The organism is Acetobacter sp., assembly GCF_047723915.1.
Classification (GTDB): domain Bacteria; phylum Pseudomonadota; class Alphaproteobacteria; order Acetobacterales; family Acetobacteraceae; genus Acetobacter.
The window spans coordinates 13,784-37,872 of the sequence record NZ_JBDOBQ010000025.1 but is presented as its reverse complement, the minus strand read 5'-3'; the positions used below and the strand labels follow the sequence as shown (position 1 = coordinate 37,872).

Annotated in this window: 36 protein-coding genes; 18 read left to right on the top strand and 18 right to left on the bottom strand. The window is 58.1% G+C overall.

Features of this window, described 5'->3' with window-relative positions; translation table 11 throughout:
• Nucleotides 1-83: 83 nt before the first annotated feature.
• From ABF990_RS12075 to ABF990_RS11995, 17 genes are all read right to left on the bottom strand, one after another.
• Nucleotides 84-386, bottom strand: a complete 303-nt coding sequence (locus ABF990_RS12075) for a hypothetical protein (RefSeq protein ID WP_415500062.1) — start codon at nt 384-386, stop codon at nt 84-86.
• Nucleotides 387-602: 216 nt separating this feature from the next.
• Nucleotides 603-1,220: a hypothetical protein gene (locus ABF990_RS12070; RefSeq protein ID WP_415500061.1), complete on the bottom strand. Its 618-nt coding sequence runs from the start codon at nt 1,218-1,220 to the stop codon at nt 603-605.
• Complete coding sequence (locus ABF990_RS12065; RefSeq protein WP_415500060.1) at nt 1,217-1,402, bottom strand: hypothetical protein; 186 nt, start codon at nt 1,400-1,402, stop codon at nt 1,217-1,219. Before ABF990_RS12065 ends, ABF990_RS12070 begins: the two co-directional genes overlap by 4 nt.
• Before the next feature lie 289 nt (nt 1,403-1,691).
• The gene (locus ABF990_RS12060; RefSeq protein WP_415500059.1) at nt 1,692-2,063 is read right to left on the bottom strand and encodes a hypothetical protein; all 372 of its coding nucleotides are present in this window, start codon (nt 2,061-2,063) and stop codon (nt 1,692-1,694) included.
• 243 nt (nt 2,064-2,306) lie between these two features.
• Nucleotides 2,307-2,591, bottom strand: a complete 285-nt coding sequence (locus tag ABF990_RS12055) for a hypothetical protein (protein WP_415500058.1) — start codon at nt 2,589-2,591, stop codon at nt 2,307-2,309.
• Nucleotides 2,588-4,168, bottom strand: a complete 1,581-nt coding sequence (locus tag ABF990_RS12050; protein ID WP_415500057.1) for a DNA cytosine methyltransferase — start codon at nt 4,166-4,168, stop codon at nt 2,588-2,590. Before ABF990_RS12050 ends, ABF990_RS12055 begins: the two co-directional genes overlap by 4 nt.
• Nucleotides 4,165-4,653, bottom strand: a complete 489-nt coding sequence (locus tag ABF990_RS12045) for a hypothetical protein (RefSeq protein WP_415500056.1) — start codon at nt 4,651-4,653, stop codon at nt 4,165-4,167. Before ABF990_RS12045 ends, ABF990_RS12050 begins: the two co-directional genes overlap by 4 nt.
• Entirely contained in the window at nt 4,650-4,874 is a 225-nt protein-coding gene (locus ABF990_RS12040) for a hypothetical protein (protein ID WP_415500055.1), read from the bottom strand. The genes ABF990_RS12045 and ABF990_RS12040 overlap by 4 nt, the downstream gene beginning before the upstream one ends.
• Nucleotides 4,871-5,311, bottom strand: coding sequence for a hypothetical protein (locus ABF990_RS12035; protein ID WP_415500054.1), 441 nt, complete (start codon nt 5,309-5,311; stop codon nt 4,871-4,873). The genes ABF990_RS12040 and ABF990_RS12035 overlap by 4 nt, the downstream gene beginning before the upstream one ends.
• Nucleotides 5,308-5,499, bottom strand: a complete 192-nt coding sequence (locus ABF990_RS12030; RefSeq protein WP_415500052.1) for a helix-turn-helix transcriptional regulator — start codon at nt 5,497-5,499, stop codon at nt 5,308-5,310. The genes ABF990_RS12035 and ABF990_RS12030 overlap by 4 nt, the downstream gene beginning before the upstream one ends.
• Nucleotides 5,496-6,206, bottom strand: coding sequence for a DUF2786 domain-containing protein (locus tag ABF990_RS12025; RefSeq protein ID WP_415500051.1), 711 nt, complete (start codon nt 6,204-6,206; stop codon nt 5,496-5,498). Before ABF990_RS12025 ends, ABF990_RS12030 begins: the two co-directional genes overlap by 4 nt.
• Nucleotides 6,207-6,208: 2 nt before the next feature.
• Nucleotides 6,209-6,490: a DUF2312 domain-containing protein gene (locus tag ABF990_RS12020; RefSeq protein WP_415500050.1), complete on the bottom strand. Its 282-nt coding sequence runs from the start codon at nt 6,488-6,490 to the stop codon at nt 6,209-6,211.
• Nucleotides 6,487-6,840 (bottom strand): helix-turn-helix domain-containing protein, encoded by a 354-nt coding sequence (locus ABF990_RS12015; protein ID WP_415500049.1) that lies wholly within the window; start codon nt 6,838-6,840, stop codon nt 6,487-6,489. Before ABF990_RS12015 ends, ABF990_RS12020 begins: the two co-directional genes overlap by 4 nt.
• Nucleotides 6,819-7,172, bottom strand: a complete 354-nt coding sequence (locus tag ABF990_RS12010) for a hypothetical protein (protein WP_415500048.1) — start codon at nt 7,170-7,172, stop codon at nt 6,819-6,821. Before ABF990_RS12010 ends, ABF990_RS12015 begins: the two co-directional genes overlap by 22 nt.
• Entirely contained in the window at nt 7,169-7,393 is a 225-nt protein-coding gene (locus ABF990_RS12005; protein WP_415500047.1) for a hypothetical protein, read from the bottom strand. The genes ABF990_RS12010 and ABF990_RS12005 overlap by 4 nt, the downstream gene beginning before the upstream one ends.
• Nucleotides 7,390-7,620, bottom strand: a complete 231-nt coding sequence (locus ABF990_RS12000) for a hypothetical protein (protein WP_415500046.1) — start codon at nt 7,618-7,620, stop codon at nt 7,390-7,392. The genes ABF990_RS12005 and ABF990_RS12000 overlap by 4 nt, the downstream gene beginning before the upstream one ends.
• Before the next feature lie 274 nt (nt 7,621-7,894).
• Nucleotides 7,895-8,206, bottom strand: a complete 312-nt coding sequence (locus tag ABF990_RS11995; protein WP_415500070.1) for a helix-turn-helix domain-containing protein — start codon at nt 8,204-8,206, stop codon at nt 7,895-7,897.
• A gap of 132 nt (nt 8,207-8,338) precedes the next feature.
• Here ABF990_RS11995 and ABF990_RS11990 point away from each other — a divergent pair, with 132 nt between their 5' ends.
• On the top strand, nt 8,339-8,551 hold the full coding sequence (locus ABF990_RS11990) for a hypothetical protein (protein WP_415500045.1): 213 nt from the start codon (nt 8,339-8,341) through the stop codon (nt 8,549-8,551).
• A 68-nt stretch (nt 8,552-8,619) separates the two neighbouring features.
• Here ABF990_RS11990 and ABF990_RS11985 read toward each other — a convergent pair whose 3' ends face one another.
• The gene (locus ABF990_RS11985; RefSeq protein ID WP_415500043.1) at nt 8,620-9,447 is read right to left on the bottom strand and encodes a hypothetical protein; all 828 of its coding nucleotides are present in this window, start codon (nt 9,445-9,447) and stop codon (nt 8,620-8,622) included.
• 104 nt (nt 9,448-9,551) lie between these two features.
• Here ABF990_RS11985 and ABF990_RS11980 point away from each other — a divergent pair, with 104 nt between their 5' ends.
• The 17 genes from ABF990_RS11980 (at nt 9,552) to ABF990_RS11900 (ending at nt 24,080) form a co-directional block, all read left to right on the top strand.
• Complete coding sequence (locus ABF990_RS11980) at nt 9,552-10,052, top strand: hypothetical protein (protein ID WP_415500041.1); 501 nt, start codon at nt 9,552-9,554, stop codon at nt 10,050-10,052.
• Nucleotides 10,045-10,284: a hypothetical protein gene (locus tag ABF990_RS11975; RefSeq protein ID WP_415500040.1), complete on the top strand. Its 240-nt coding sequence runs from the start codon at nt 10,045-10,047 to the stop codon at nt 10,282-10,284. The genes ABF990_RS11980 and ABF990_RS11975 overlap by 8 nt, the downstream gene beginning before the upstream one ends.
• On the top strand, nt 10,277-11,521 hold the full coding sequence (locus ABF990_RS11970; RefSeq protein ID WP_415500039.1) for a hypothetical protein: 1,245 nt from the start codon (nt 10,277-10,279) through the stop codon (nt 11,519-11,521). Before ABF990_RS11975 ends, ABF990_RS11970 begins: the two co-directional genes overlap by 8 nt.
• 218 nt (nt 11,522-11,739) lie before the next feature.
• Complete coding sequence (locus ABF990_RS11965) at nt 11,740-12,252, top strand: hypothetical protein (RefSeq protein ID WP_415500038.1); 513 nt, start codon at nt 11,740-11,742, stop codon at nt 12,250-12,252.
• A 62-nt stretch (nt 12,253-12,314) separates the two neighbouring features.
• Complete coding sequence (locus ABF990_RS11960; RefSeq protein WP_415500037.1) at nt 12,315-12,518, top strand: transposase; 204 nt, start codon at nt 12,315-12,317, stop codon at nt 12,516-12,518.
• Between the two features lie 62 nt (nt 12,519-12,580).
• A complete protein-coding gene (locus ABF990_RS11955; protein ID WP_415500069.1) occupies nt 12,581-13,093 on the top strand; it encodes an IS5 family transposase in 513 nt (170 codons plus the stop codon).
• Nucleotides 13,094-13,622: 529 nt separating this feature from the next.
• Nucleotides 13,623-14,744 (top strand): acyltransferase family protein, encoded by a 1,122-nt coding sequence (locus ABF990_RS11950; protein WP_415506624.1) that lies wholly within the window; start codon nt 13,623-13,625, stop codon nt 14,742-14,744.
• A 353-nt stretch (nt 14,745-15,097) separates the two neighbouring features.
• Nucleotides 15,098-15,505: a hypothetical protein gene (locus tag ABF990_RS11945; RefSeq protein ID WP_415500035.1), complete on the top strand. Its 408-nt coding sequence runs from the start codon at nt 15,098-15,100 to the stop codon at nt 15,503-15,505.
• A 148-nt stretch (nt 15,506-15,653) separates the two neighbouring features.
• On the top strand, nt 15,654-16,529 hold the full coding sequence (locus ABF990_RS11940) for a tyrosine-type recombinase/integrase (protein ID WP_415500034.1): 876 nt from the start codon (nt 15,654-15,656) through the stop codon (nt 16,527-16,529).
• A gap of 7 nt (nt 16,530-16,536) precedes the next feature.
• Nucleotides 16,537-17,160 carry a DUF3164 family protein gene (locus ABF990_RS11935; protein WP_415500033.1) on the top strand — a complete coding sequence of 208 codons (624 nt, stop codon included), beginning with the start codon at nt 16,537-16,539 and terminating at the stop codon, nt 17,158-17,160.
• A 212-nt stretch (nt 17,161-17,372) separates the two neighbouring features.
• Nucleotides 17,373-18,035, top strand: coding sequence for a hypothetical protein (locus ABF990_RS11930; RefSeq protein WP_415500032.1), 663 nt, complete (start codon nt 17,373-17,375; stop codon nt 18,033-18,035).
• A 130-nt stretch (nt 18,036-18,165) separates the two neighbouring features.
• Nucleotides 18,166-18,732 carry a hypothetical protein gene (locus tag ABF990_RS11925; protein WP_415500031.1) on the top strand — a complete coding sequence of 189 codons (567 nt, stop codon included), beginning with the start codon at nt 18,166-18,168 and terminating at the stop codon, nt 18,730-18,732.
• A complete protein-coding gene (locus ABF990_RS11920; RefSeq protein ID WP_415500030.1) occupies nt 18,692-20,683 on the top strand; it encodes a phage terminase large subunit family protein in 1,992 nt (663 codons plus the stop codon). Before ABF990_RS11925 ends, ABF990_RS11920 begins: the two co-directional genes overlap by 41 nt.
• A gap of 12 nt (nt 20,684-20,695) precedes the next feature.
• On the top strand, nt 20,696-20,995 hold the full coding sequence (gpW, locus tag ABF990_RS11915; RefSeq protein ID WP_415500029.1) for a gpW family head-tail joining protein: 300 nt from the start codon (nt 20,696-20,698) through the stop codon (nt 20,993-20,995).
• Nucleotides 20,995-22,641: a phage portal protein gene (locus tag ABF990_RS11910; RefSeq protein WP_415500028.1), complete on the top strand. Its 1,647-nt coding sequence runs from the start codon at nt 20,995-20,997 to the stop codon at nt 22,639-22,641. The genes gpW and ABF990_RS11910 overlap by 1 nt, the downstream gene beginning before the upstream one ends.
• Nucleotides 22,638-23,465 carry a S49 family peptidase gene (locus tag ABF990_RS11905; RefSeq protein ID WP_415500027.1) on the top strand — a complete coding sequence of 276 codons (828 nt, stop codon included), beginning with the start codon at nt 22,638-22,640 and terminating at the stop codon, nt 23,463-23,465. The genes ABF990_RS11910 and ABF990_RS11905 overlap by 4 nt, the downstream gene beginning before the upstream one ends.
• Before the next feature lie 27 nt (nt 23,466-23,492).
• Entirely contained in the window at nt 23,493-24,080 is a 588-nt protein-coding gene (locus ABF990_RS11900; protein WP_415500026.1) for a hypothetical protein, read from the top strand.
• Nucleotides 24,081-24,089 lie beyond the last annotated feature (9 nt).

Genomic DNA, 24,089 nt, shown 5'->3' with positions numbered 1-24,089 from the left:
ATCAATGTCTATGAGAACACCATTGACGCATTCAATATCGCCACGATCTAGCCAGCCGTTTTTGCAGTGAGCGCAACCGTCCATCACTCCACCTCCCGCATTGCTGCGTCGATGGCTTTTCGAATGTCATCGTTAACGTAAGTATTGCCGCCGTCTGCGGTCACATACGTCCCCATACTACCGTGGCCTGCTAACCCGCGCTTGTCCTCGCTCAACCAATCCAGCCGCTTACTATCCTGCCCAATCTCCGCCCGCACGCGCTGTTCTGCCCGGCGTTCGGCTTCGCAGATATATTTTATGGCGATGGCAATACAGTCATCAATGCTGTCGTGCTGGTTAAATATTGCGCATGCTAGGGCTGATACCTGCTCCTTTCTCGTAATCATGGCACCAACTCCACGGCGGTTTCTGCCATTTCCCCACAATCTGCCCCCGCTGCATGACACATCGGGCAGTAGACGTTTGAGTCCCCTACGTCCGTGTTCACGTCTGTTCCGCAATTTTCTGTTGAGCCAACCCAATCGCATCTATCGCATGAGGCAAGGTAGTATGTGTCGTTAACCCAGAATGTCCGGCCGTCTGGAAGCTTGTATCGTGGCATTTCATGCGTTCCCTGCAATATTAGAAATCCCTAGTATTTCATGCACATAATCTGGCTCGATAGGGATACGCAGTTCTGTCGCATCAACACTTACTTTTGGTTCAAAGCGATTGTTGCCACATTCAAGCCCCATAAACCGGAATGCCAGTCCGCAGTCCGCACATTTTATTCGGACGTCGGCTGAATAATCTGTTACTGGGTCGCCTTCTCCTTTCCTGAGACGATTTACATCCACCTGTGCGATGAAGTTTTCATGCTGGCAGGCCGTGGCACTTTTCATTCCTCTATTACCTTTCGGTCTTGCGTACATGAGGGTGATTTCCCCGTCCTCATTGTCCCATGCGCCGGCAAGCACCCAGCCGCCGGTTCTGCTCCAGGTGGGACGATCTGTCATGGCGAGGTATTCCGGGTTCAGGGTTTCGCCTTTATCCGCCATCGGTTCTGGCATTTCCTGACTTGAGAAGCGTATTTGCAAGCTGGTGCGGTCTTCAATCGTAGCAATCTGTTCTGCTGTTATTGTTTCGTCGTCGCCAAACAGATCGTTAATGCGCGCGTAGGGGATGCCGTTGTCCTTGGTATCTTCCAGCCAGTATTCCGGCGGTGGTCGCTTATCGTTCATTGTTCCATGTCTTCTGCTATTTCGTTCTGGGCGCACTTTGCGCCCGCAAGAAACATGTCAAATTCCTTCGACATGAAGTCCCACCCGTGGGCTTCTATAGCGTCCCCACAGTCCATTTCTGCGAAGTCACCACGACTGCAAGCCCAGTCGTAACCCGCTTGCCATGCTACAGGCGTCGTCATTTGTCTTTCCTTTCTGCCGGGACAAACTGTCTCCGCCGCACACGCCCGTTATATCCACACTCACGGCACCCACTTCCGCGACCTGGTGGCGTAGTCATTTCTGGGTATTCACAGCATCCAGTGCAGTGCTGAGACCACGTTATCGCCTCACATAGGTCGATCCCGTCGCGCCCTGTTTCAATAAATGCCCATGACTTCCTGCGATCCAGACGAAACCCCGCGAGGGCATCGCCCTGCTCGAAGGTGAGTGGGGTATCGGTTCCGTTCTTCCTTGTGATGACGCTGCCAGTCATGGTGATGGTCCAAGGATGCGGATGTTATCGGTGATAATCTGCTCTATTTCGTGAGCCGTCGCTGACAGCACATCAGGCAAATCGTCTGGGCTTGTACGGTCTGGCAACTCAGCCAGGTCAATGAGGATTTTCGGAATCGCTTCCGCAATCACACGCTCACGCTCCCCCGCCAGCATCTCGCTGATCTGGGTGGGGGTGAGTTCAACGCTCACACATTCCACATATGCAAAATGATTTGCGGCGTTTTGCGCAGACAGCCAACCATTCGGCAGGAGCCATTCGTCATCTGCGTTGTTCCAGTCGGCATTTAATTCATCGCCTGTCTCTTTATCAATAAGAGTATGTTTCCCGTAATTTTCAGGGAACATCGGCTCTCCGGGCCGCTCAGGGTTGGGCCAGTTTGTGTCAGTCGTTTTGTGCATCCGTCTCAAGTCCCATTTCTATCATTTCTCGAGCTATGTGATTGAAACTGCATTTCCTCTTTTCTGCTATTTCGCGTATTTGCTTTAATGTGTCCTCATCAAAACCAATACTTACCCAATAGAGGGCTGGCATTTTCCTATGAACACCTCCGCGCGCGATGGGCCTCGATAGCTTTCGTGGAAGTCTGCTCACACCTTCTCTCCTGCGCCATCGTTCCCTCGTTCTTGAGCATCGCATGCCTCAATGTGCATTTTGTGAAATGCTTCATTAAAGCTCATGCCATGCAAGACATTCTTCAGAACCTTGAAGATAATTGCCGCCTGTTCGCTCTCAGCCCGTGGTGCGATCTTCTCGCCACCTTTTTTGAAAGCATGTGCATACCGAGCGCATTCAAAGCACATGAGGCCAAGGGCTTTTTCAATCTCTGGCGTCATAATCTCCGGCAGGGCCATGCTTTTCAGTTTTCCGCTCATGCCGCATTCCTTTCCTGCGGCGCATAAAGCGCCATGACGTTGTTGGCCTCGGCCAGCAGGTGGGCCATGCGTTTGGGCACGCTGTTGCCGATCAGGCGCATGGCTTCGGTGGTGGTGAGTTTGCGGGTCACGCCGTCCACGGTAATCAGATCGGGCAGGGTCAGTTCATGCGCGGCGGCAGCCTCATGCGGCTGGAGCATCCGCATGCCGATATCGGCCAGGGCAGCAGGTTCACCCATGAAGGACACTGCCACCAGGCCGTGCCGGTCCCGCGTTGTCACGGATGACAACGGCTCTTGCAGGGGTTGGCCTACGGCAGTGCCGTAGTATTTGACCATGAATGCCGAGACGAGCATTTCATGGTGCCCCCCGGCGGTGACGGTCGGCAGAGGCTCAGTGAGCGGCCCAGCGGTTCCTGTGCCGCGCAGTTTCACCATGTAGGCGGCTGCTACCGCCTGCTGTGTGCCCCTTGTGGTCAGGGTGGACACCGGGCGCGTCAACGGTGCGCCTATCACGCCCTGTTCCACGGTATAGTTCTGCTGCACCATCCAGGCCGCAGCCTGGACGCACCTGTCGCCCAGCAGCAGCGTCGGCGCCACGATAGCGAACCCGCCCCCTTTTTCGGTGGTGATCGTCCGCAAGGGCTCGTTTCCGTCCTGCGCGCACAGGTTACGGCTGTGGCAAACGGGAATAATGAACGGACGCGGGTTTTCCAGAACGAACTTGCGCAGTCCGACCGCGATCCGGCGGTTTGTGTTTTCTGCCAGCGGCCGTTTGCGCTCGAATATCGAGGGCATGGGTAAGGACCAGTCGATAATGGCGGCCGTGTTCACCCAGGGCAGCAGGCGGCGGTCGGCCGTGGATGTTTTGGCGGGGCAGGCCGTGTGCGTCTGTTCGGGCCAGCGGATCGGCCGGCCGTCCCGGCGTGCCACGGCGAACCAGCGCCGCCGGATTGTGGGAATGCCGAAATCCGCGCAACACAGGTCGCGCGCCTCGATCTGGTAGCCAAGGCTGCTCAGATGCCGGATGAACGCGCGATAGGTGCGACCCGCCCGCTGTCTGTCGCGCACGAGCTGCTGCTGCCGAAGCGGCACATGCTCGCCCTTTGCCGCAACTGTGCCGTCCAGCTTGATGACACGGCCTGTGGCCCGGTCACGCTTGGCGACCAGCGGCCCCCAGCCGCGTATCTCGCGCACGTTTTCCATGATGATTACCTGCGGGCGTGTTTTCCCGGCCCAGCGGCACACCTGCCATGGCAGGGAGCGCACGCGGGCAGACCGGGGCTTTGCGCCCTTGGCGATGGAATGGTCCCGGCAGTCGGGCGATGCCCACAGCAGGTTGACCGGCTGGCCACCCGTTGCCTCGATCGGGTCCACGTCGAAAATGTCACCCTTGACGTGCCGGGTATGCGGGAACAGTGCCGCATGCGCCGCCAGGGCAACCGGGTCATGGTTGTTGGCCACATGGACGGGTAGGCCCGCATCCTCAAGCCCCGCGCACGCACCGCCCAGTCCTGCAAACAGGACAACGTTTATGCCCGTGTCCAGGCCCCATTGCATGGGTTGCATGCGGTTCATGCCGCCACCTCTGGCCATGCGAAGTCGTCGCCCTGATAAAGTGGGCAGAGCGACAATGCCGTCTCATGCCCAAGCTTGGTGGCGATGAAATATCCCTCTGACTTTTCCCATCCTTTTTTGGGGCCTTCCATCAGGCCAGCCGCCACAAGCTCAATCATGTGCGGGTTGCTGACCGAGCAATAAAAATGGGAGCGGTATCCGCATTTCTCCGGTCGTTCCCGGGTGGCCCCGCATGCATGCAGTAGCGCCCTCAATGCATCTTGCGAAACGGTCCCAGCGACGCTGAGAGGGGCCGGGAGAATGATGTCAGCACCTCTATCCCTGCGTACTTGGATATCGGCAAAGGAAACATCATCGTTGCCATCTGATACGTCCAGGTAAGTGGAATACCGGGCCTTCCCTGCCGTATGCGCGTAGACCGTGCTTTCATGGTCATAGCCGCGCACCGCGCAGCGCCAGGCTTTGCGGGTTCTGATTGCGCTCATACTGCACCGCTTTTCAAGCTCTGTTGTTTTAGGAAGCAAGAAATTGCATCGCTCACTACTTGCAGATTATCATTGGTCGTTATCATCGCCTCTTCCGGCAATGCTTCAGGCGCGCGCACGATAATGGTTACCTTGGCATCGGGTCTCATGTACGCGGTGACAAGATGGCAGCAAAAATCCATATGCTTGCGGAACGCGATCAGATCGGCTTCCTCGCTCATGCCGCACCGCCTTTCAGGGCTTTGTGGGCAATTCCGTGCATTTTCGCCGCAGGCAAATCCATCATAGGAAACGGAATGAGCCTTATTCGGTCAAGCGCTTCACGCAACCGCACAACCTCAGCTTCACGCACAGCGATATGGGCTTGAGCCGCATGAAGCGGTGTCATTTCTTCAAGGCGATAGGCTATGGATTTATAAAAAGGCACGTCATCATTATCTACACTCAACCATGTATTGGGGTTGGTAGTCTCTCGAAGTCGGGCATAGCCACATCGTTCCAAAACTACACACTGCACAGCCTGTCCGATGGCGAGAAGTGTATGCGCCAGAGCATCCGTCGTTAGGATTTGGCTCATGATGTGGTTGCGCATTGCGTAAGCCGCCTCATCACTCAGCGGCAGCCGCACGAATACGCCAGTTGGGTTATGGTCTGTCATGCTACTGCCTTTGCGTGTTCATCCACCCAGTTGCGGACGTCGCTTTCGCGCCAGCGCACACAGCGCGAACTGAAGCGGACCGGCGACGGGAAGGTGCCTTCCTGCATCCAGCGATAGATCGTCGTGCATTTGATGTTGATCATCTGCTCGACCTCTTTGCGGGTCATCATCCGATCTGTGTTTGTCATGATCCTGCTCCCAGATAACGGGTTTCGCGGATCTGTTCTTTGTGATCGGCCTGGACGCCAGCATGCAGCCGGGTTTTCCGGCCGTCTCTGATGCCGTCTTGCCAGGCGTCACTGGAATCGCTTGCGCTCAGGCCTGAGCCACGTTGCTGCATGGTGCCCAGGCGGGGAAATTTCTGGCTGGTGAAAAGCGTTGTTAAGCGCATTTCCTTTTCAGACAGTTTTTCCTCAACTATGTTTTTGCTGACACCATACACCCAGCCTTCGCAGTATGTGTCTGCCTTGGCGGCACGCCGCCCGGGGCTTCCTTCCTGCAATATGGCCGCAAAGATGTATTCGGCGCGCTTGGTATTGAGAAGCCGGGCCAGAACGCTCCAACTATAAGCGGAGATTTCCGCTTTCGATTTCGGGCCCAGCCACAGAATCGCGGTATCGGAGAAAATGGCTTTGCAGCCGAATGCCTTTTCAACGACATTGGCAAGCATTCCGCCGTAAATAGGCAGCCTGTGGCCGGGCTTTGTCACGATGATGAGGCATTCGACCATGGTATAATCCGCAAGGTCGAGATCATCTTCCGTGACGGCAAGTTCACGCATCAGCTCCTGGGCTTTTGCCAGCGCAGCCGCGGCCTCATGCTCGTTCGCGCTGCGGCTGAGCGCGAGCAGCCTTTTCAGCCGCTCCATCATTTTTTTCTTTTGATCTTCGGTCATTTTTACATACCCAACGCGCGGCGGTAGACATTGAGCAGGGTTTCCTGCTCTTCTACTTCTGACGGATCCTGTTTGCGGATGCGGATGAGCTGCCGGATGATTTTCACATCAAACCCGGCTGACTTCGCTTCTGAAAAAATATCCTTGATGTCACTGGACAGATTTTTACGCTCTTCTTCCAGCCGCTCTACACGTTCGACAATGCTACGCAGGCGATCTGCCGAGATTCCGCCAACGGCGCGATCTGGATCGTTCTGCCCGTCGAATTCATCTTCAGTGGTCATATTTTTCGTCCCTTACGGCCTTTTGCGTATGGGTCAGCCACGTCAAAAAACCACGTCAGCGGCACGTTCAGTGCGCTTGCCAGTTTGGGAAGGGCTGAGGCCTTTACAGCGTTCCGGCCGCTTTCGTATTTCTGTATCTGCTGGTAGGTGACACCAAGGGCTTCCCCCAGCTTTCCCATGCTCCACCCCAGCTCGCGACGTCTCTTGCGTATGCGCTGCCCAATAGCCTGATCCACGTTCCGGCGGTTATCTGCCTGGCCCGTAGGTTTGTGTTCCCATGTGCCCAGCAGCTGCTCGATGTCGATCTGGTTCACGGTACTGGCCACGGTTAGTGTTGCGTCTGTCCGCATGGCACATTCCCGGTTGATGCGGGTTGATAGGTGGCAGGTTCTAAACCCATTCCAAGAAGCAAGCCGTTTGCGAATGCACAGATCCATCGGGTAAGCATGTGGGGCTGGGCTTCCTTGAGGGCCGTCAATGCGATGCCTTGGGTCGTGGTCAGGTTGTGCTCAAATGTTCCATGCGCCATGGAAAACACATCCAATTCCCACCCCCCTGCTGGTGTTATTCCGACACCGGACACGACAGAAAACTCGGCATCATGAGATGCAGCCATGATCTCGGCCCTGATCCGTCGATGCTGTTCGTCCAACGCTGCGATTGCGTGCTGCTTGCGGTTCATGACGAATACCGCGCTTCACCCAGAATAAAGCGGCTCATGAAGCCCCGGTGCGCTGCGTGCCGGGCGCACAGGCGGTCGTTGGTAATGGCCTGTTCCTGTGCCAGGGCATCGCCCATCTGGCGCACATGGTGCAGCATGGCTATGGCAATGCCGTCGCTTGGCGCGTGAGCATGGATCATCTGTTCCAGCACGGCACGGCTGGTTTCGAACTGCTGGTTCATCGGGAAAGTTCCTGCAGCCGGTCGGCCCGCCGCACGTATTCGTGGGCCTCGTTCCGGGTGTGGTTGGCCAGGCGCTGCCATGTGGCGGCACCGTCGGGGTTGTTGCTGGCGGCACACGCCTTGCGCCACTGTTCCTGCTGGTCCGCATTGGCGAACAGCGTGTCCGCCATGGCACGGAACAGGTCGATTTTGCGGCGGTTTGCTGCCTTGTGCTGGCGGGCAACCATATGGGCAGCGCACAGCGGCTGCGGTGTGTTGCTTCCTGCTTGCTGCAGTATCAGTGACGCTGAGACGCGGGACGCTTCACGCCTTGCGGACGCTTGCCCGCTGGTTTCGCCCTTTCGGGGGCGCCCGCGGTTTGCGGATATATCCGGCGTTGGTGGCGTATTGAGCCTAGGTGGCGCAGGTGCGCAGGCCATGGGGTTTCTCCATCACGGGTTGTGATGGTCGAACCTTAGTAGCGGTAATATTTTGAGGCAAGAAAAACTTACCGCAGCTAATCTAATTTTTTAGCCCGTTAATCATTTTCAGGATGAAGTCCTGTTGGTCTGGCGGGATATCGCGGATGGCTTTCAGAATGTCGCGCTCCGCAGCAGTCTGCGCCTTCACCTCTTCCTCGGGCTCGTCGCCCGTCAGTAGCCATCCGATGGATTTTCCCAAAGCCTTTGCAAGCGCGCCTACACGCTCCCTCCTAGGAGAGGAACGCCCAGTTTCATATTGGGTAACGGCGTTCTCTGACACACCGATCATGCTAGCTAGCTTTGCCTGAGTAAACCCCAAAAGTTCCCGTTGTGTTCTTATTCGACCCCCCATGGCTATTGCCTTGGGGGTTGGTGGGGATTTCTTGGTTGGTTTCGCAGTCATAGCCATCACATGACACGGGGACATGAGGTGGGAACCTTATTTCTCTTGTGTCGAAACATTAGCAGCGGTAAGGCTTTGGGTATGAGAGACCCTGTGCTGAACGAGATCATGATGCGACGGAAGGCCAACAAGGTCATTTCCGAGGCGTGCGGCCTGTCCACGGCGGCTGTGTCGCAGTGGAAACGCGTGCCCCGCCGCCATCTGGATACGGTTAGCCGCCTGTCAGGGAAGCGGCCGGAAGAACTGAGGCCGGACCTGTTCGGGCAGGAATCCAATAATGTGGCGGCGGCATGATGGTCTCTCATGATCCCAAACATGCCGCCGGGTGGCCCGGCTGTCAGCCGGATGTGGTTCGGGTGTTATCAGGCATTTTTGGCGGGGATGACGTCTGCAAGGAAAAACCGTGTCATGTCATCAATGCCGGCTTCATGTTCAGCAATCCATGCCTGCTGGATTCGGTCGGCCTTGAACCGCTGGGTTTCGGTCTTTCCTTCCGCTACGCCGTCAATGAACAGCAGCGCCCATTCCCGGTTCCCCCCAGTGCTCTGCTCGGAGTAGCCTACGGTCTCTGGCGTGATTGTGACCCGTTTGAATGTGGGGGCGCGGAACTGGTAGTCGAGCACGACTGCTGGCAGCGTGACATTGCGCAGGATGGCAGTTTTACGGTCGAAAGAGACAGTCTGTGGTGCGGCGCTGAGAGAAGACATCAGATCTGTCACATCTTCTCCCGTGTTGGCCATGGCGCATTCCAGAATCCGGTCAGCGCGGAAGTTACGCTTGGCCTGCCGCAATTCGCAGAATGCCTCCAGGTTCAATGGAACGACTTCCCCGTCCGGGGTAGAGGCGACCGTGAAGGATGTTACGTCGATTACACGGGTGGTCATGTCATCCCTGGCATCAGCATAGGCTATGGCAAGACGGCAGAATATGCCGGTTCTGCCGCCAACTGCCGGGGTCAGTGCCTGGTCATATGCGCCAGCCGTGTAGCGGCCCAGATGCATGCCGTTACCGTAGTCAACGCGTGGTCGGCGCGGGACGGAAGCCTGTTTTGGCTCCCGGGTGACTGTGACCTTGGGTGTGTCTTCTTTCCCGAAAAGGGCGGAAAACACGGCGTAAAGGATCATTCCAACCCACGAAACAGCCGCAAGCCCGATCAGGGCGATAATGGCGATCACGATCGTATAAAGCATTCTCAAATTCTCACGATGGTTCGGTCTAGCAACCCCATCGTGAGGGCCACGGGCCGGTCTGGCAACATACCGGCCCGTGTTGCATCCATGCAGGGAGCAGGCTCATGACGTCCCCCTTTTCGGCGGCTTTCGTGCCAGCCCTTAAAACTGCCACCAAGCAGGCTGTCGCCCATGTGGGCGGGATTGATGCTGCTGCTTGTGTCAGCCGGGTCGGGCGTACGCAGTTTTCCGACTATTCCAACCGCCAGCGCGATGTGGTGGTGCCGCTGGACGTGGCTCTGGATCTCGACCACTGCGCGGAACATCCGTTCATTCTGCACGCCATGGCGCATGCGCTGGGGTTTCTGGTGCTGCCGTTGCATGTTGGGCCCGGTGATTTTGGGCAGGACATGAGCGAATATGCCCAGGCATCGGGCGATATTCTAGCCACGGCCGTGCGTATTCTGGAAGACGGCGTGGTGGATGTGGATGAGGCGAACGAAATCGCGCCCAAGCTGACACGCGCCAAGCAGCTGCTTGAGCGTGCGTTGGCCCATGCCCATTCCGTGCAGGTGCAGAACAGCAGGCCAGTGGTTTTTACCGGACGGTACGCTGCCAATGGCTGAAGACCTTATGACATTGGAACAGGTGTTTTCAGAACTGAATACACAGGTTGCAAAGGCGGGCGGCAACAATGCGTTCGCCCGTCTGCACGGCTGGAACAAGTCAACCGTTTCCAATTGGGCAAACTGTAACCGGGAGGTAAGCGACGCCTGCCTGGATGCTCTGGGACTGGAGCGTGTTGCGATGTTCCGCCGCAAAAGCCCCGCCACGGGAGGGTATGTGCAGAATGGCTAGTGGTGTGCTGCGCCCGAGCGTTGCGGAATTTGACCCTACCGCAGTGACCCCGTTCAAGATGCTGCGTTCCATGCCCGCGGAAATGCGCGGTGTGGTGGTCAATCTGCGCGATGCGCTGAAAGAACTGCGTGGCACGGTGTTCCGTGCCGGGCAGATGGTCCTGACAGACATACAGATCGCCAAACAGGCATGGCTTGATACCGATGTTCTGGCCCGCACGTTGCCCGCCATCATCCAGGCGGGGTTCATGGCGCGGGATGATGAGGGGGCATTGTTCAGCCCGCAGCTTTACGCCGCGCATATACGGCGTGAAGAGCGGCAGGCGCGGGAAACAACAGCCCAGGCATATTGGGAGAGCGTGCAGGAAGGTGCATCGCTTCCCCCCGGCATGACCCGCAAACAGCACACGGCACAGGCCAATGGCGGCCGTGGTGGCAGGCCGCGCAAGGGCGAAACATCCGAACAGGCCTATGAACGCCGCCTGCGCGAACAGGCAGCAGGGCAAAGCCAGCGGGAAATGCGTTTGCTGGGTGCTGTGGCGGGTGGCCGTGTAGAAACCCAAAACCGAAACGGAAAACCAAATTCGGTTTCGGTTTCCGCCTCGACCGGGTTTTCCGGTTTTGCAGAAGAAGAGAGAGAAGATAATAACCAAAACCTAAATACCTATCTTGGTTCTTTCTCTTCTTCTGCCCAAACCGAAAACCCGGAAACCCAAAATGCGGGAACCCCGGAACCGGATCAGGCACTGGTCAACAGCGTGGCGCGCGCAGCGCTGGATGCCGCGGGGATGGGGAAGGCCCAGTCCATCCATGCATTGAACGCCGTGCCCGACTGGATACGTGCTGGCGCTGATGAGGCACTGATCGTTTCCGCCATAGCGGGTCATATGCAAAAAATGGCTGCAAACGGCCAGACACCACGCCATTTCGGTGTTTTCAAAGCTCCAGTGACCAGGGCTATCCAGGCCGCCCGCGCGACCCAGGCCATTACGTCGGCCGGTTCATCGGTTTGTGCTGCGGCTGCGCTAATGACGGAAGCCGAAAAACTGGCGCATGAGGCCTGGACCCGTGCAGCGCCAATATTCGCACGCATGATGGATGAAAAGGGCTCTCTTACCACCGTTCATCGGGAATGGCCCGACGTGGCGAAAGAACACGGCCTGCCCCCATGTGCGCCCAGCCGGGATGCATACCTGGCGTTTTATCAGACCACGCCCGAAGCAGGGGAAGCGGCATAAATGGGCTTCGCGCTTCTGCTCAGAAACCTGAGATTGAAGGCGCGGGGCAGGTCGAATGCCATCGACATGATGGCAGGCCTGAAACATGAGCTGATGCAGGAAAGAAAACGGCGGGCAGAGGCGGAATTGGAAGCCAGCACCCTGCGCCGCCGTTTGTCACGTCTTGAGAAACCCCGTGACCCACAGGGACGGTACACGACAACACGCGGGGCAGCAACATGCGAGACATCAAGCCAACAGACGAACGCCTGGCCAAGGGTGACGTAACTGAATCCTTGATCGATGATCCGGTGAATGGATTTTCGGTTGCGCGGGCTCGATCTTCTGGTGCGCTCTATGCATTGCGCCGCACGGGCACCCTGACAGATGCGCATGTGACTGCTGCTGAACGTTGGGCGAGAGATTACGAAACCGGGGTGCTTGGCGGCGCAGATCCGGAAGCATCGCGTCAATGTGGACGGGCTGATGTAGAATATGCGCTTCTTTCACGCATTGGCGCTGCGGACAGATGTCGGCATGTCAGAGGGTGTCTTGGTGTAGCAGCAGAAATACTTTTGATACGTCTGATGATTGATGGAATGAGTATCAGTGCGGTGTCTGCCCATACCGGAAAGTCACGTGAGCGGCTGGCTGGCGCGGTCGAGATGGTACTTGAGCAACTGACCGAGGTTTACGACAAAATGCCGCAGGGTCTTATGCAGGATTGGTCGTCAGTTCCTAGGTTCTGTTGACAAAACATCTTATTGGTTTGTGGTGTCTGTGATTCAAAGCTGGTCTTTGCGGAGATTGGTGGATGCGCGGGGATCTGACGGACAAGGAATGGACGATCATCGGCGGTCTGTTGCCGCCTGAGCGTGGCCGCTGGTCGCGTCCTGCGGGAGATAACCGTCTGTTTCTCAACGGTATGTTGTATGTGTTGCGCGTGGGCTGCCCATGGCGGGACATGCATGAACGCTACGAGAAATGGAACTCGGTCTATGTTCGGTTCCGCCGGTAGGCAGAGCAGGGCGTCTGGGACGCGTTGCTGGAAACGCTGGCCGAGCTCGGTCTGACCGATGACTGGCAGCATATGATCGACAGCACGGTGGTCCGGGGGCACAGCAAGGCCGCTGGCGCAAAAGGGGGACGCATAAGGAGGGTTTTGGTCGAAGTCGCGGCGGCTTTACGAGCAAGATCCACGCCCGTGCCGATGGTCAGGGACGCCCTCTCGGCTTTGAGCTGACCGGCGGCGAAGTCTCCGATTACACCGAGGCAGATGCCTTGATGGCGTTGCCGGTCGCAATCCCGCAGGGGCTTCTGGCCGACAAGGGATATGACAGCGACAGCATCCGGGAAGGCCTGTTTTTCCACGGGGTATTGCCCGTCATTCCGCCACGTTCGAACCGCACACAGCACATCCCCTGTGATTTCCGTCGATACCGCGATCGTAATCGGATCGAGAGGATGTTCAACAGACTCAAGCAGTTCCGACGTATCGCAACCCGTTACGACAAGACGAGGAAATCTTTCCTCCCCTTCCTCAACCTCGCCGCCGTCAAGTTATGGTTGCCATCTTTTGTCAACAGGGCCTAAAATCAGCCCCCTGACGAGGCCCGCTCTCCGTTAATTTACGCCGCCTGTTGTGCCAAATGTTCTGATGACGGACAATCAGTACTGCCCATGCCTTTTGCCAAAGAGGCATGGGCAGAAACACGTCTGGGCGCGCACCGTTGTAGAGCAAGGAGCCGATGAGAGCGTACCGGCCTATCCTGAATTTTGTGTGTTTGGTGCGATGTTGAGGAAGGAGAAGCATCTGCATTTCTCGCGGTCGATGGCGCGGAATGTCAGCAACGGCGATATCGACACGGCTTAAGACGCGGCCATGGCTGCGGGGGCATCCGACGGCAAGGTTCTGGGCGCTGGAGGCGGGGGTTTCCTTATCTTCTACGCACCGGCAGCAGCCCATATCGCCATTGAGTGCGCCTTGACCCCCTTGCGCCGTATTCCTTTTACTTTCGACGATTCTGGCAGTCGCGTCATCTTCGCCGATGGTTAGCGGGTTTCGATTGGGATAGACCGTGATGAGTGGATTTCGTTTTATATTCAAGGCAGCATGGGTGGTATGATGAGAGAAGAAGAGATAAAAATTAAACTCAATATTTCACGAGATAATAATCTGCAATTCTTACGCCTTGTCTGTGCGCTCATGGTGTGGGTATCGCACAGCTTCGCGATTTGCTATCAACCCGAACCTATTGTTGGTCGTGGATACAATGTCGGATCGTACGGCTCTCTTGGCGTATTTGGATTTTTTACGATATCTGGATATCTTATTACTTTAAGCTATCTTCGGCTTGATTCGCTCAAACATTTTTTCTGGAATCGGTTTTTACGTATTGCCCCGGCTCTGTGGATGGCGGTGGTACTGGGCGTTTTGCTGGCTTATGTGGCCACTCCAGTGGGGGACAGGTTTTCTGATTTTTTGGCTCATCCTGATGTCTGGCACTATATCATCGGCAACGGAACCCTTTTGAACATTAACTATTCAGCGATACGCAATGGGTTTTATCTGAATAGATTTGATGTTATCAATGGCCCTCTTTGGACGCTACCCCTGGAAGTGAGGATGTATATTTTTGTCTCTGTCCTTGGTGTCCTTTCCATACTCGAAAATAAAAGCTTCTCGCTTCTTCTGATCGTCCTTTCATTTCTTGGCGCTGATTGTTTTTACAATTCCATTCTCTACAAAATTGTCGAGCCGTCATCCCATCAGGCCGTTTACCCATTACTATATTTTTTGTCTGGAATGTTTTTTGCTCTTCGTAAAATTCATCTGAAGAAGTCGTGGTTTATATTGTCTCTTGCGGTCGCTGTTTTTGCCGTCATTAGGCCGATTAACCTTCTTGCGCAGGTCATTTGCACGGCTTATGTCTTCTATTACGTTTCTTTCAGGGGCAACATTTTAAGATCAGTGTTCAATAAAATTGGAGACTATTCCTATGGCATCTACGTGTATGCTTTCCCGATTCAGCAATTCTCATATCATATGTTAAAGTCCTATTTTAATATAAGCGCCGATCCCGTCGGTTTGATGGCGGTAAGTGGCGTTATGATCCTGGGTGTCAGTTGTCTGAGTTGGCATTATATTGAAGAACCGGCCTTAAAATTAAAAAACTGGACAGGGCGCCGGGTTAACCAACCGGCTCCCGCGACAAAAAAAACGCAACAGAAAATGTATACCTGAAATTTTCATTTCAGAACGTCAGCGGCTTGACGTAAGATATGAAAAAATGATGTCAATGTAGTGCTGCCGCCAGAACCCTCAGGCTCTCTTGACTATGCTGTATCGCTCGACGGACCGCCGCTGTCGTTGTGGCGCTCCCGTGGTGAACCTGGCCCATAGTGCATCCTTCCATTCCTGTGAAAAGATTGCACCATCAAACCCCGGGACCAAACACCTAGGGCGTAGTCGCGCGCCCACAGATTCTGTTCTTGACCTGTTACAGAAAATCTCTGTAGACTTGTAAAATCTTCGAAGTCGTGTGCCCGGATCGGGCCACGGCTTTTTTTGTATCCATTCACATAAACGGAATCGGCATGGGCGAAGGGCAGGAATTCTGCCGTGGGTCCATTGCGCTTCACGGGCAAAAACCTGTTCTTATTCTGGTTGCAGGCCAGGCGGACTGTTTGGTGGTCCGACTGATCCACTCACGTTTCCCCCGGCATCGCTCCGATGTCGATCTGGAAGAACAGCTTCCTCTTTTACGCAATACCATCGCGCGGGCTGCACATTGTGCCCGCGTGGCGCGTGACACCCTGCGGCCCATGGCTGGCGGGGCGTTTCGTGTCGCAGAGGATGCTGTCGCACGTGTCGAGGCCTCGGCCCGGCGCGAGGGAGCGAGCCAAGCCATGGAACAGTTGCCTGCGGGCGTGGTGCGCTCCACCTGGCGTGGCCCCAGATGGGGCAGCAACGGGCGAAAAGTCGGCGGTGTTCCGTCCGAATAATCTGCGATGATAACCCGGAGTTATCACGCAGGCCCAAAGGGCCGTGCCGCAAGATAACCCGTAGGCACCCCTGTAAACCCGCAAGATAAGTGCAGTTATCACGCGGATTTTGACCGGGCGAAATGGCAAAGTAATGTAGGAAATTCAAATGGTTAGCGGAGATCGTGCAAGATCGCCCGCGCCAGAGGGCAAAAAGCCCGCACCTGTTACGGCTGATGACCTGCTCCTGCGGACGTGGCTGCACAATCGCAGCGAGAACACGCGCCGCGCGTATGAACGGGACGTGCGGGACCTGCTGGCATATGTCGGCAGGCCGCTGGTCGAGATCGGTCTGGCTGACCTGCAGGCATGGTTTGATAGCCTGGCGGGCGCATCTGATGCCACACGGCGGCGGAAGCTGTCCGCTGCAAAGTCTCTTCTGGCTTACGCCGCGGGGACGGGGGCTTTGGCGCAGAATGCCGGGGCAGCCTTTCGCCTGGAGCGTGGCCGCGACATGCTGAACGAGCGCATTCTCTCGCGCGAGCAGGTTCTTGCCATGATCGATGGCGAGAACGAGCCGCGCAAGAGAGCGCTTCTTGACGTGCTGTACCGCATGGGGCTGCGAATTTCAGAGGCCTGCGCGCTCCGCTGGCGGGACATCACGCGTCGCCAGCAGGGCGGCGTAGCGTCCGTGTTCGGCAAGGGTAACAAGACGCGGCCTGTTCAGGTGCCCGCCAAACTGTTCAAGCAGCTCGTGGCGCTGCGGGTTGATAGCGGGGCAGACGCCCCCGTCGTTCCCGGCCACGATGGCCGCCCGCTTTCGCATGATGCGGCTCACCGTATCGTCAAGCGGGCGGCGCGGCGTGTCGGGTTGTCAGGGGCGGTTTCCGCACATTGGCTCCGGCACGCCCACGCATCGCACGCGCTGGACAACAATGCGCCCGTGCATGTGGTTCAGGCCACGCTTGGGCACGCATCGCTCGCGACGACGACACGATACAGCCACGTCCGTGAGGGCGATGGCTCTGCCAACTATCTGGATTGACGCCACCATGACGAACGAAACCAATCCCGTGCCGGAAGGGTATATGAAGGACGCAAAGGGACGCCTTGTTCCTGTTGAGTCCGTAAAGCCCGAACACCTTCTGGAAGATGAGCTGGTCCGTCGCCTGCATGAAAGAGGCGCCCAGCTTTCGGAGGCCCTGGCGGCCTTCAAGCGCGAAGGGTTTGGCGAGGTGTCGGCGTTGCAGGCCATCCTGCACGAAAAGCATGGCGCTACCGTGGGCGGTGAAAAAGGCAACGTCACGCTGAGCACCTATGACGGCTGCCTGCGGGCGACCGTCGCCATGGGTGACAGCATTTCGTTCGGTCCGGAATTGCAGGTGGCGAAAAATCTGCTGGATATTCTGTTCGAACGGTGGACCGAGGGGGCCAACGCCAATTTGCGCGTGGTGGTGATGGATGCCTTCGACGTTGGCAAGGAAGGGAAACTGCAGGCGAGCAAGATCCTCGCGCTGCGGCGGTTGAATGTCCCGGATCCGGAGTGGAAGCGCGCAATGGACGCGATTGCCGACAGCATCCGCACCGATCACACCAAATCCTATCTGCGGTTGCATACCCGACAGACGCCCGACCAGCAGTGGCAGATGCTGCCGCTCGATCTTGCCAAAGCATAAGGAGGCGCACATGACACGTCATCAGAAGCCAGTCCGTAAGTCGAAGTGGGAGGGGCGACGGCATTCCCCTGGTAGTGCCAGCGACCTCACGGTGTGGGGCCGGGCAGCGTTCCACTATGAGACCCTGGCAAAAAAGGATAGCAGGCCTGGCATCCGTATCTGGGCTGCTGAACGTGCTGCGGAATGTGCTGCCAAGGCGAATGCCGCACGTGATGGCTGACCTCAGCATCAAGATCGACAGCAAGGCCGTGCAGAAGCAGCTTTCTGACATGTCACGTCAGATACCTTTTGCGCTGGCAACGGCTGTGAATGATCTGGCGTTCAAGGTTATGCGCTCTGAAAATCAGGGGATGGTCGATCTTTTCGCCAATCCCCGGCCATTCACGCAGCGTGCTACCCAGGTAGAGAAGCGAGCCAGTAAGTCCGACCTTTTTGCTGTAGTGTCATTGCGACCGGCTCAAGAGCGCTATCTGTTGCCCTATGAAGATGGGGGCGAACATGCAACGAGCGGGAATGGCGGTAGGCTTCTGGTTCCGGTCGATGGCCCTGTCGATCAGTATGGCCAGATACCCAAAGGAATGCTTGCCAGACTTCTTGCCCGACCTGACGTCTTTGCCGGAACAGTCAAAGGTATTGCCGGGATATGGCAACGGCCAGCGAGGGGCACACGACGAGATGGGCGCCGGGGTAGCAAGGGTGCCTTGCAGAAGGCGCACGAGAAGAAGACGCCCTTGAAGCTGTTGTATGTCTGGAAGGCCAATACAGACGTCACGAAACGCTTGGGCTTCGTGGAGAAAGCCAGGCGTGTGGTTGCAGCAGATGGCCCCGCATCCATAGCGGCAGCCATCCAGAAGGCAATCCGAACAGCTCGGTGACGCTTGGACCCGAGGGGGTGGGGGGGGGTGTTTTGGGTCCTTCCTGCCGTTTTTTCAACGCGGGTATTGCGCGAGCTCGGTTGATCCCTAGCTATGGCGAATTTTTCGGGTTGCAGTTGCAGGTGATGTAGTGACGACGATCAGCCAGAGCGAAGCGGCCCGTCGTGCAGGCCTCAGCCGGGCTGCAATTCAGAAAAACATAGCAACAGGCAAGATCAAGGCAGACGGCGGGAAAGTCGACCTTGCGTCGTTTGACGAATGGTTGGCACTCCGCCAGGAGATGCAACCAGACCTGCAACCGGTGGCAGCCAAGGCAGCACGTGGTGGCAGTTCGGCACCGCCGGTAGGAGAGCAGGCGGCATATGCTCCCGGGGAACACATCCCCCTCGAAGCGATGTCACGCGCCGAAGCTGCTCGGCTTCGCGAGGTTTATAAGGCTCAGACGGCCAGGCTCGAATATGATCAGAAGGCAGCCAGGGTGGTCGAGGTCGAACTGATTGCCCGTGCCGTTGGCGATGAATATGCCCGTGTCCGTTCCAGCCTGCTGGCTATTCCTGCCGAACATGCTCCGACATTGGCCCGTTGCAAGGGGGCCGCTGAACTGCGTGAACGTCTTGAGACGTTGATTGCGCGCGCGTTGGAAAAGCTCACACTGGATGGAGAAGACGCCGCAAGCCGCTTACAGGGCCGGGTATGAATTTTTCATCATAAGGCTGGACCAGGCGCGCAGGGAGAACCTGAAGCCGCCTCCCAAACTGACCTTGAGCCAATGGGCCGCGCTCTATGCGGTGCTCTCGAAAGAGACCAGTGCGCAGACCGGTCGGTTTGAAGCTTATGCCTACCAGACCGGCATCATGGATGCGGTTACAGATCCGGCCGTCGAGAAAATCTCGGTCATGAAGTCGGCCCGTGTTGGCTACACCAAGATCATCGACCACGCCATTGGCTACTACCTTGAACGAGATCCGTCTCCTGTTCTGGTTGTCCAGCCGCGCGAGACAGATGCTGAGGATTACAGCAAGGACGAAATTGCGCCGATGCTGCGCGATACACCCGTCCTGGCTGCGATTGCGCCGGACAGCAAGGGAAAGAGCGGCGAGAATACGTTGCTCAGCAAGACCATGCGCAACGGGGCATCGCTCAAACTGGTAGGGGCCAACAGTCCGGGCGGTTTCCGACGCATCACGGTCCGCGTCGTGATTTTTGATGAGGTCGACGGTTATCCTGTCGGTGGCGCCGGTGCGGAAGGTGACCAGATATCGCTCGGCACCAAGCGGGCCGAGTCATACTGGAACCGCAAGATCATCGCCGGGTCGACCCCGACGGTTGCCGGGATCAGCCGCATTGAGAAACTGTATGATGAGGGCGATGGCCGCCAGTTCCATGTGCCATGCCCTCATTGCGGCGAAAAACAGGTGCTGGAATGGGGAGAGCGGGAAACCCCATACGGCATAAAATGGGACAAGGACGAAAACGGGAAGCCCCTACCGGAGACCGCCTATTATGTCTGCCGCCATAACGGCTGCATTATTACTGATGCTGACAAGCCCGACATGCTGGCGGCGGGAGAGTGGATTGCCTCCAGGCCGTTCAAAGGGCATGCGTCCTTTCACATCTGCTCCATCTATTCTCTCTCTCCCAATGCCACATGGGCGAAACTGGTCGAGGAATGGCTGGAGGTTCACAAGGATCCTCTGCGCCGCCAGACCTTCATCAATACAACGCTAGGGCTGCCTTTCGAGGACAAGGGCGACGGTGCGCTGAACGAGCTGAGCCTTGCCGCCCGGGTCGAGAACTGGGAGGGCGAGGTTCCTTACGGCGTCGTCATGCTGACTGCAGGCGCGGACACGCAGGATGACCGGATAGAAATCGAGATCGTCGGCTGGGGCCGGAACGAGGAACGCTGGTCGATCGCGTATCTGGTCATCGAGGGCGATCCGGAAATGCCCCAGACATGGGACCGAGTGGACGCGGCCCTGCAGCGCACATGGTTCCGGGCCGATGGCCGCCCGTTCACCCTGATGGCCGCATGTATCGATTCCGGCGGCCATCACACCCAGCAGGTCTATGAATTCTGCCGATCCCGCCTGGGGCGGCGCATATGGGCCATCAAGGGTGAATCGGCTCGGGGTGGGGCACGCTCGCCCGTATGGCCGAACAAGCGGCCCAGTGCCCGCAACAAGGCGTCGTTCCGGCCAGTCATTATCGGCGTGAACGCGGCCAAGGATGTGATCCGCGCCCGGCTGCACCTCAAGCAGCCTGACCCGGGAGAGGCCTCTCCCGGCTACATGCATTTCCCGTCCGATCGCGATGTCAACTACTTCGCCCAGCTGCTGGCCGAACGATCAGTCAAGCGCAGCATTCGGGGCAGCATCGTCAGGGTCTGGGAAGTGCTGCCAGGCCGCCGGAATGAGGCCCTTGATCTTGCGGTCTACAGCTACGCGGCTCTGTGCGGGCTGATCTACCGAGGCCTGTCGCTCAACCGCAGGGCGGATGCGATGGAAAAGGAAGTCGCATCCTACCCGCCACCACCGCCACCCGAAAACACGGGGGACGGTCTTTCCAACCCGGCAGATGAGACCGAAACGGTCGAAGCGGAGCGCAAGCGCACTGCTCGTCTGAACCGGCGTACGGCCAGACTGGCCTGATCGGACATTGTGATGCGTAACGGATATCCTGGCTTCGGTCTGCCGCAGGCCCGCTTCAACCCTGCCAGCAGCCTGCTTGCCGGGTTGAGCACCGATCAGCTTCAGGCCGCGCTGACCAACTGCCAGATGGCGCTGATCGGCCTGCAGTCCGGCCAGAGCGTTGCCTCTGTCACCTATGCCCAGGGCGATGGCAGCAAAACAGTCACTTACCGGCAGGCCAATGTGGCTGACCTTTCTGCCATGATCCGCACGCTCCAGCGGCAGCTTGGTGTGCCTGGGACGCGTCGTCGTGCGCTCCGGCCGGTGTTCTGATGGGAGTGCGTGATTCTCTGGTGCGTATGCTCGGGGGTGTTCCCGCGGGCCCACGCCCGCCACGGCGCGAACCCAATGCCCTGACCGGATGGCCCGGGCAGGCTTATGATGCGGCCGATATCTCCGGTCAGCGCATGCAGGGGTGGATGCCCCCTCTGTTCTCGGCCGATACGGAACGCAGCCCGTACCGCAACCGCATTGTCAGCCGGGTGCGGGACCTTGTGCGCAATGACGGGTGGGCCGCTGGTGCTGTCACCCGTGTTCTGGACAATGCCGTTGGCGTGATGCTGCGCCCGGTCAGCAAGCCGGACTACCGATACCTGGCGCATCTGAGCGGCAATTCCGCGTTCGATGCCCAGTGGGCACATGAATTTGCCCGGGCAATCGACAGCTGGTGGCGTTCCTGGGCGGATGATCCGGGGCGCTACAACGATGCCGAGCGCATGCTCACCTTCTCGCAGCAGATGCACCTCGGCTTTCGGCATCTCATTGTCGATGGCGATGCTCTGGCCTACCTGCCGTGGCTTGAGGACAATATCGGCATGGGGCGGGCGCGTTACGCAACTGCCGTTCAGATCATCGACCCGGACCGGTTGAGCAACCCGCAAAACCAGTACGACCTCAAGAACCTGCGGAACGGTGTGGAAATCACGGATTCCGGTATTCCCATTGCCTATCATATCCGCCGCGCCCATCAGGCGGATTGGTACAGTATGGGCGATACCGTCATTTGGGACCGCATTGAGCGCGAAACATCGTGGGGCCGACCGCAGGTTGTGCATTTCTTCGAGCATCATCGGGGTGGCCAGCATGTGGGTGGCACCGGCATGCTCACACCGGTGCTTCAGCGTCTGAAAATGCTCATCAAATATGATGGGTCGGAACTGGATGCGGCCATCATCAACGCCATTTTCGCGGCCTATGTCGAAAGCCCATACGACCACGGCATTACCGAGGAAGCGATCGAGGGCGGAGACGACAGCCTGGGTGTCTACCAGGACATGCGAACCCAGTTCCATGAAAGTCGCAATATCTCGCTCAATGGCGCGCGGATGCCCATCCTCTTCCCAGGCGAGAAAATCAACACGGTGTCGGCCGCGCGCCCGGCGGGCAACTTCCGGGAATTCGAACGCGCCGTGCTGAACAACGTCGCCAGTGGTGCTGGCATGGCGCCCATGCAGGTCAGCAACGACTGGTCAGATGTCAACTATTCGTCTGCCCGCGGGGCCCTGCTCGAAGCATGGAAGACCATGAAACGGCGGCGTGAAGATTTTTCCATCGGGTTCGCATCCCCCATCCGGATCGCCCTGCTGGAAGAGATCATGGAAGCGGAAAAGCTGCCCCTGCCGCGCAACGCCCCCAGGTTCCTCGAAGCCCGCCACGCCTATGCACGCTGTCGCTGGCTCGGCCCCGGCCGTGGCTGGATCGATCCCGTGGCTGAACGCGAGGGGGCGATACTCGGCATGCAGGGCGGCCTGTCCACCCTGGAAGACGAATGCGCCGAAAGCGAGGGCCGGGACTGGGAAGAAACGCTCGACCAGCGCGAGGTCGAACTCGGTGCTTTCCGCGACCGTGGCCTGCCGCCGCCGGAATGGATCGGCAATCGCAACCAGGGCGGCAACATGCCGCCCAGAGAGGATGCATGAAGCAATACGCTCTGATATCGCGCCTGCTGGACGCGCCGGTCGCCCTTAGCCGCAACAGGCAGGCGATCGTGCAGCGGCTTCTGGCCGCACAGGCGGATGACATGATGATATTCGGGCCCGCCACCCAGGATGAACGCTGGGGGGCAGAAGCCATCACGTCAAATGTCAGTGGTGTTGCCGTCATCACCATTTCGGGAATCCTCCTGCCGGGTTCGTCCGATGGCTGGTGGTGGCAGACGGCCACATTTTATGACGACATCACCGCCGCCATCGAGATGGCCGTGGCGGACGAAACGGTGCGGGCCATCGTCCTGCATATCAACAGTCCGGGCGGCACCGTCGCGGGGTGTTTCGATACTGCCGACCGTATCCGCGCTGCCCACGCGCAGAAGCCCGTCGTGGCCATCGTGGATGAAATGGCCTGCTCCGCTGCCTATGCGCTGGCCTGCTCGGCCCAGAGCATCGTGCTACCCCGCACGGGGGAGGTCGGATCGATTGGCGTCGTCTGGCTGCATGCTGACATCACCGGCATGCTGGCCGATGCCGGGATCAAGGTTACGACCTTCCAGACCGGTGAACACAAGACCGACGGCTACCCGACCACACCGCTGACGGAACAGGCCACGACCCTGATCCAGGCGGACATCGACAGCCTCGGGCAGCTTTTTTTCGACACGGTAGCGCGTAACAGGGGGCTGACCCCCGATGCCGTCAAAGGCATGCAGGCCGCCGTGTTTCGGGGTGAAGGCGCGGTCGAGGCTGGCTTGGCCGATGCCGTCATGCCCCGTGATGACGCCTTCCGAGACCTGTTGGCGCATCTCTGAACTTTCAACACAACTGGAGCGAGAACCATGGCCAAACGCGCCATCAGCCCCTTTGCGCACCTTGCCGGTGGCGTACGGGCCGCGACTGACGATACGACCGAAGACAACGAAAACAATGGCAGCCCCTCGGGCGAAGGCGACGGCGGCGGAGGGGGAGAAAATCCCGAAGACGACGCAAGGCGCGGCAAGAAGGGCAAAAAAGGGAAAAGCGCCGAAGGCGATAGCACCGAGGACAATACCGGCGACGACAAAAACGCCGAAGGCACGGACGACGACGATGAGGATGACGAGGCCGATCCCAAGGCCCGTGCCATCCGCATGCGTGAGCGTGGCCGTTGCGCGACTATTTTCCGCTCCGCTGCAGCCGGTCGTAACCCCGCAGCAGCAGCCGAACTGGCGTTCGGCACCAGCCTGCCGCGCAGCCAGGCCGTCCGTGTGCTACGCGCCACCGCCCCTGCCGCCGATGCCGGGCAGCCCAGCCAGACCGATGCCGGATATACGGGCCTGCGTACACGCATGGGGCACGAAGGACGCGGCGCGCTTTCCCAGCCTTCCGGTGAGCCCGAAAACCGGCCTGGCGCCCGCTTGGCCCGCCTCGCCAACTCCAAACGCTAAGGTGCCAGC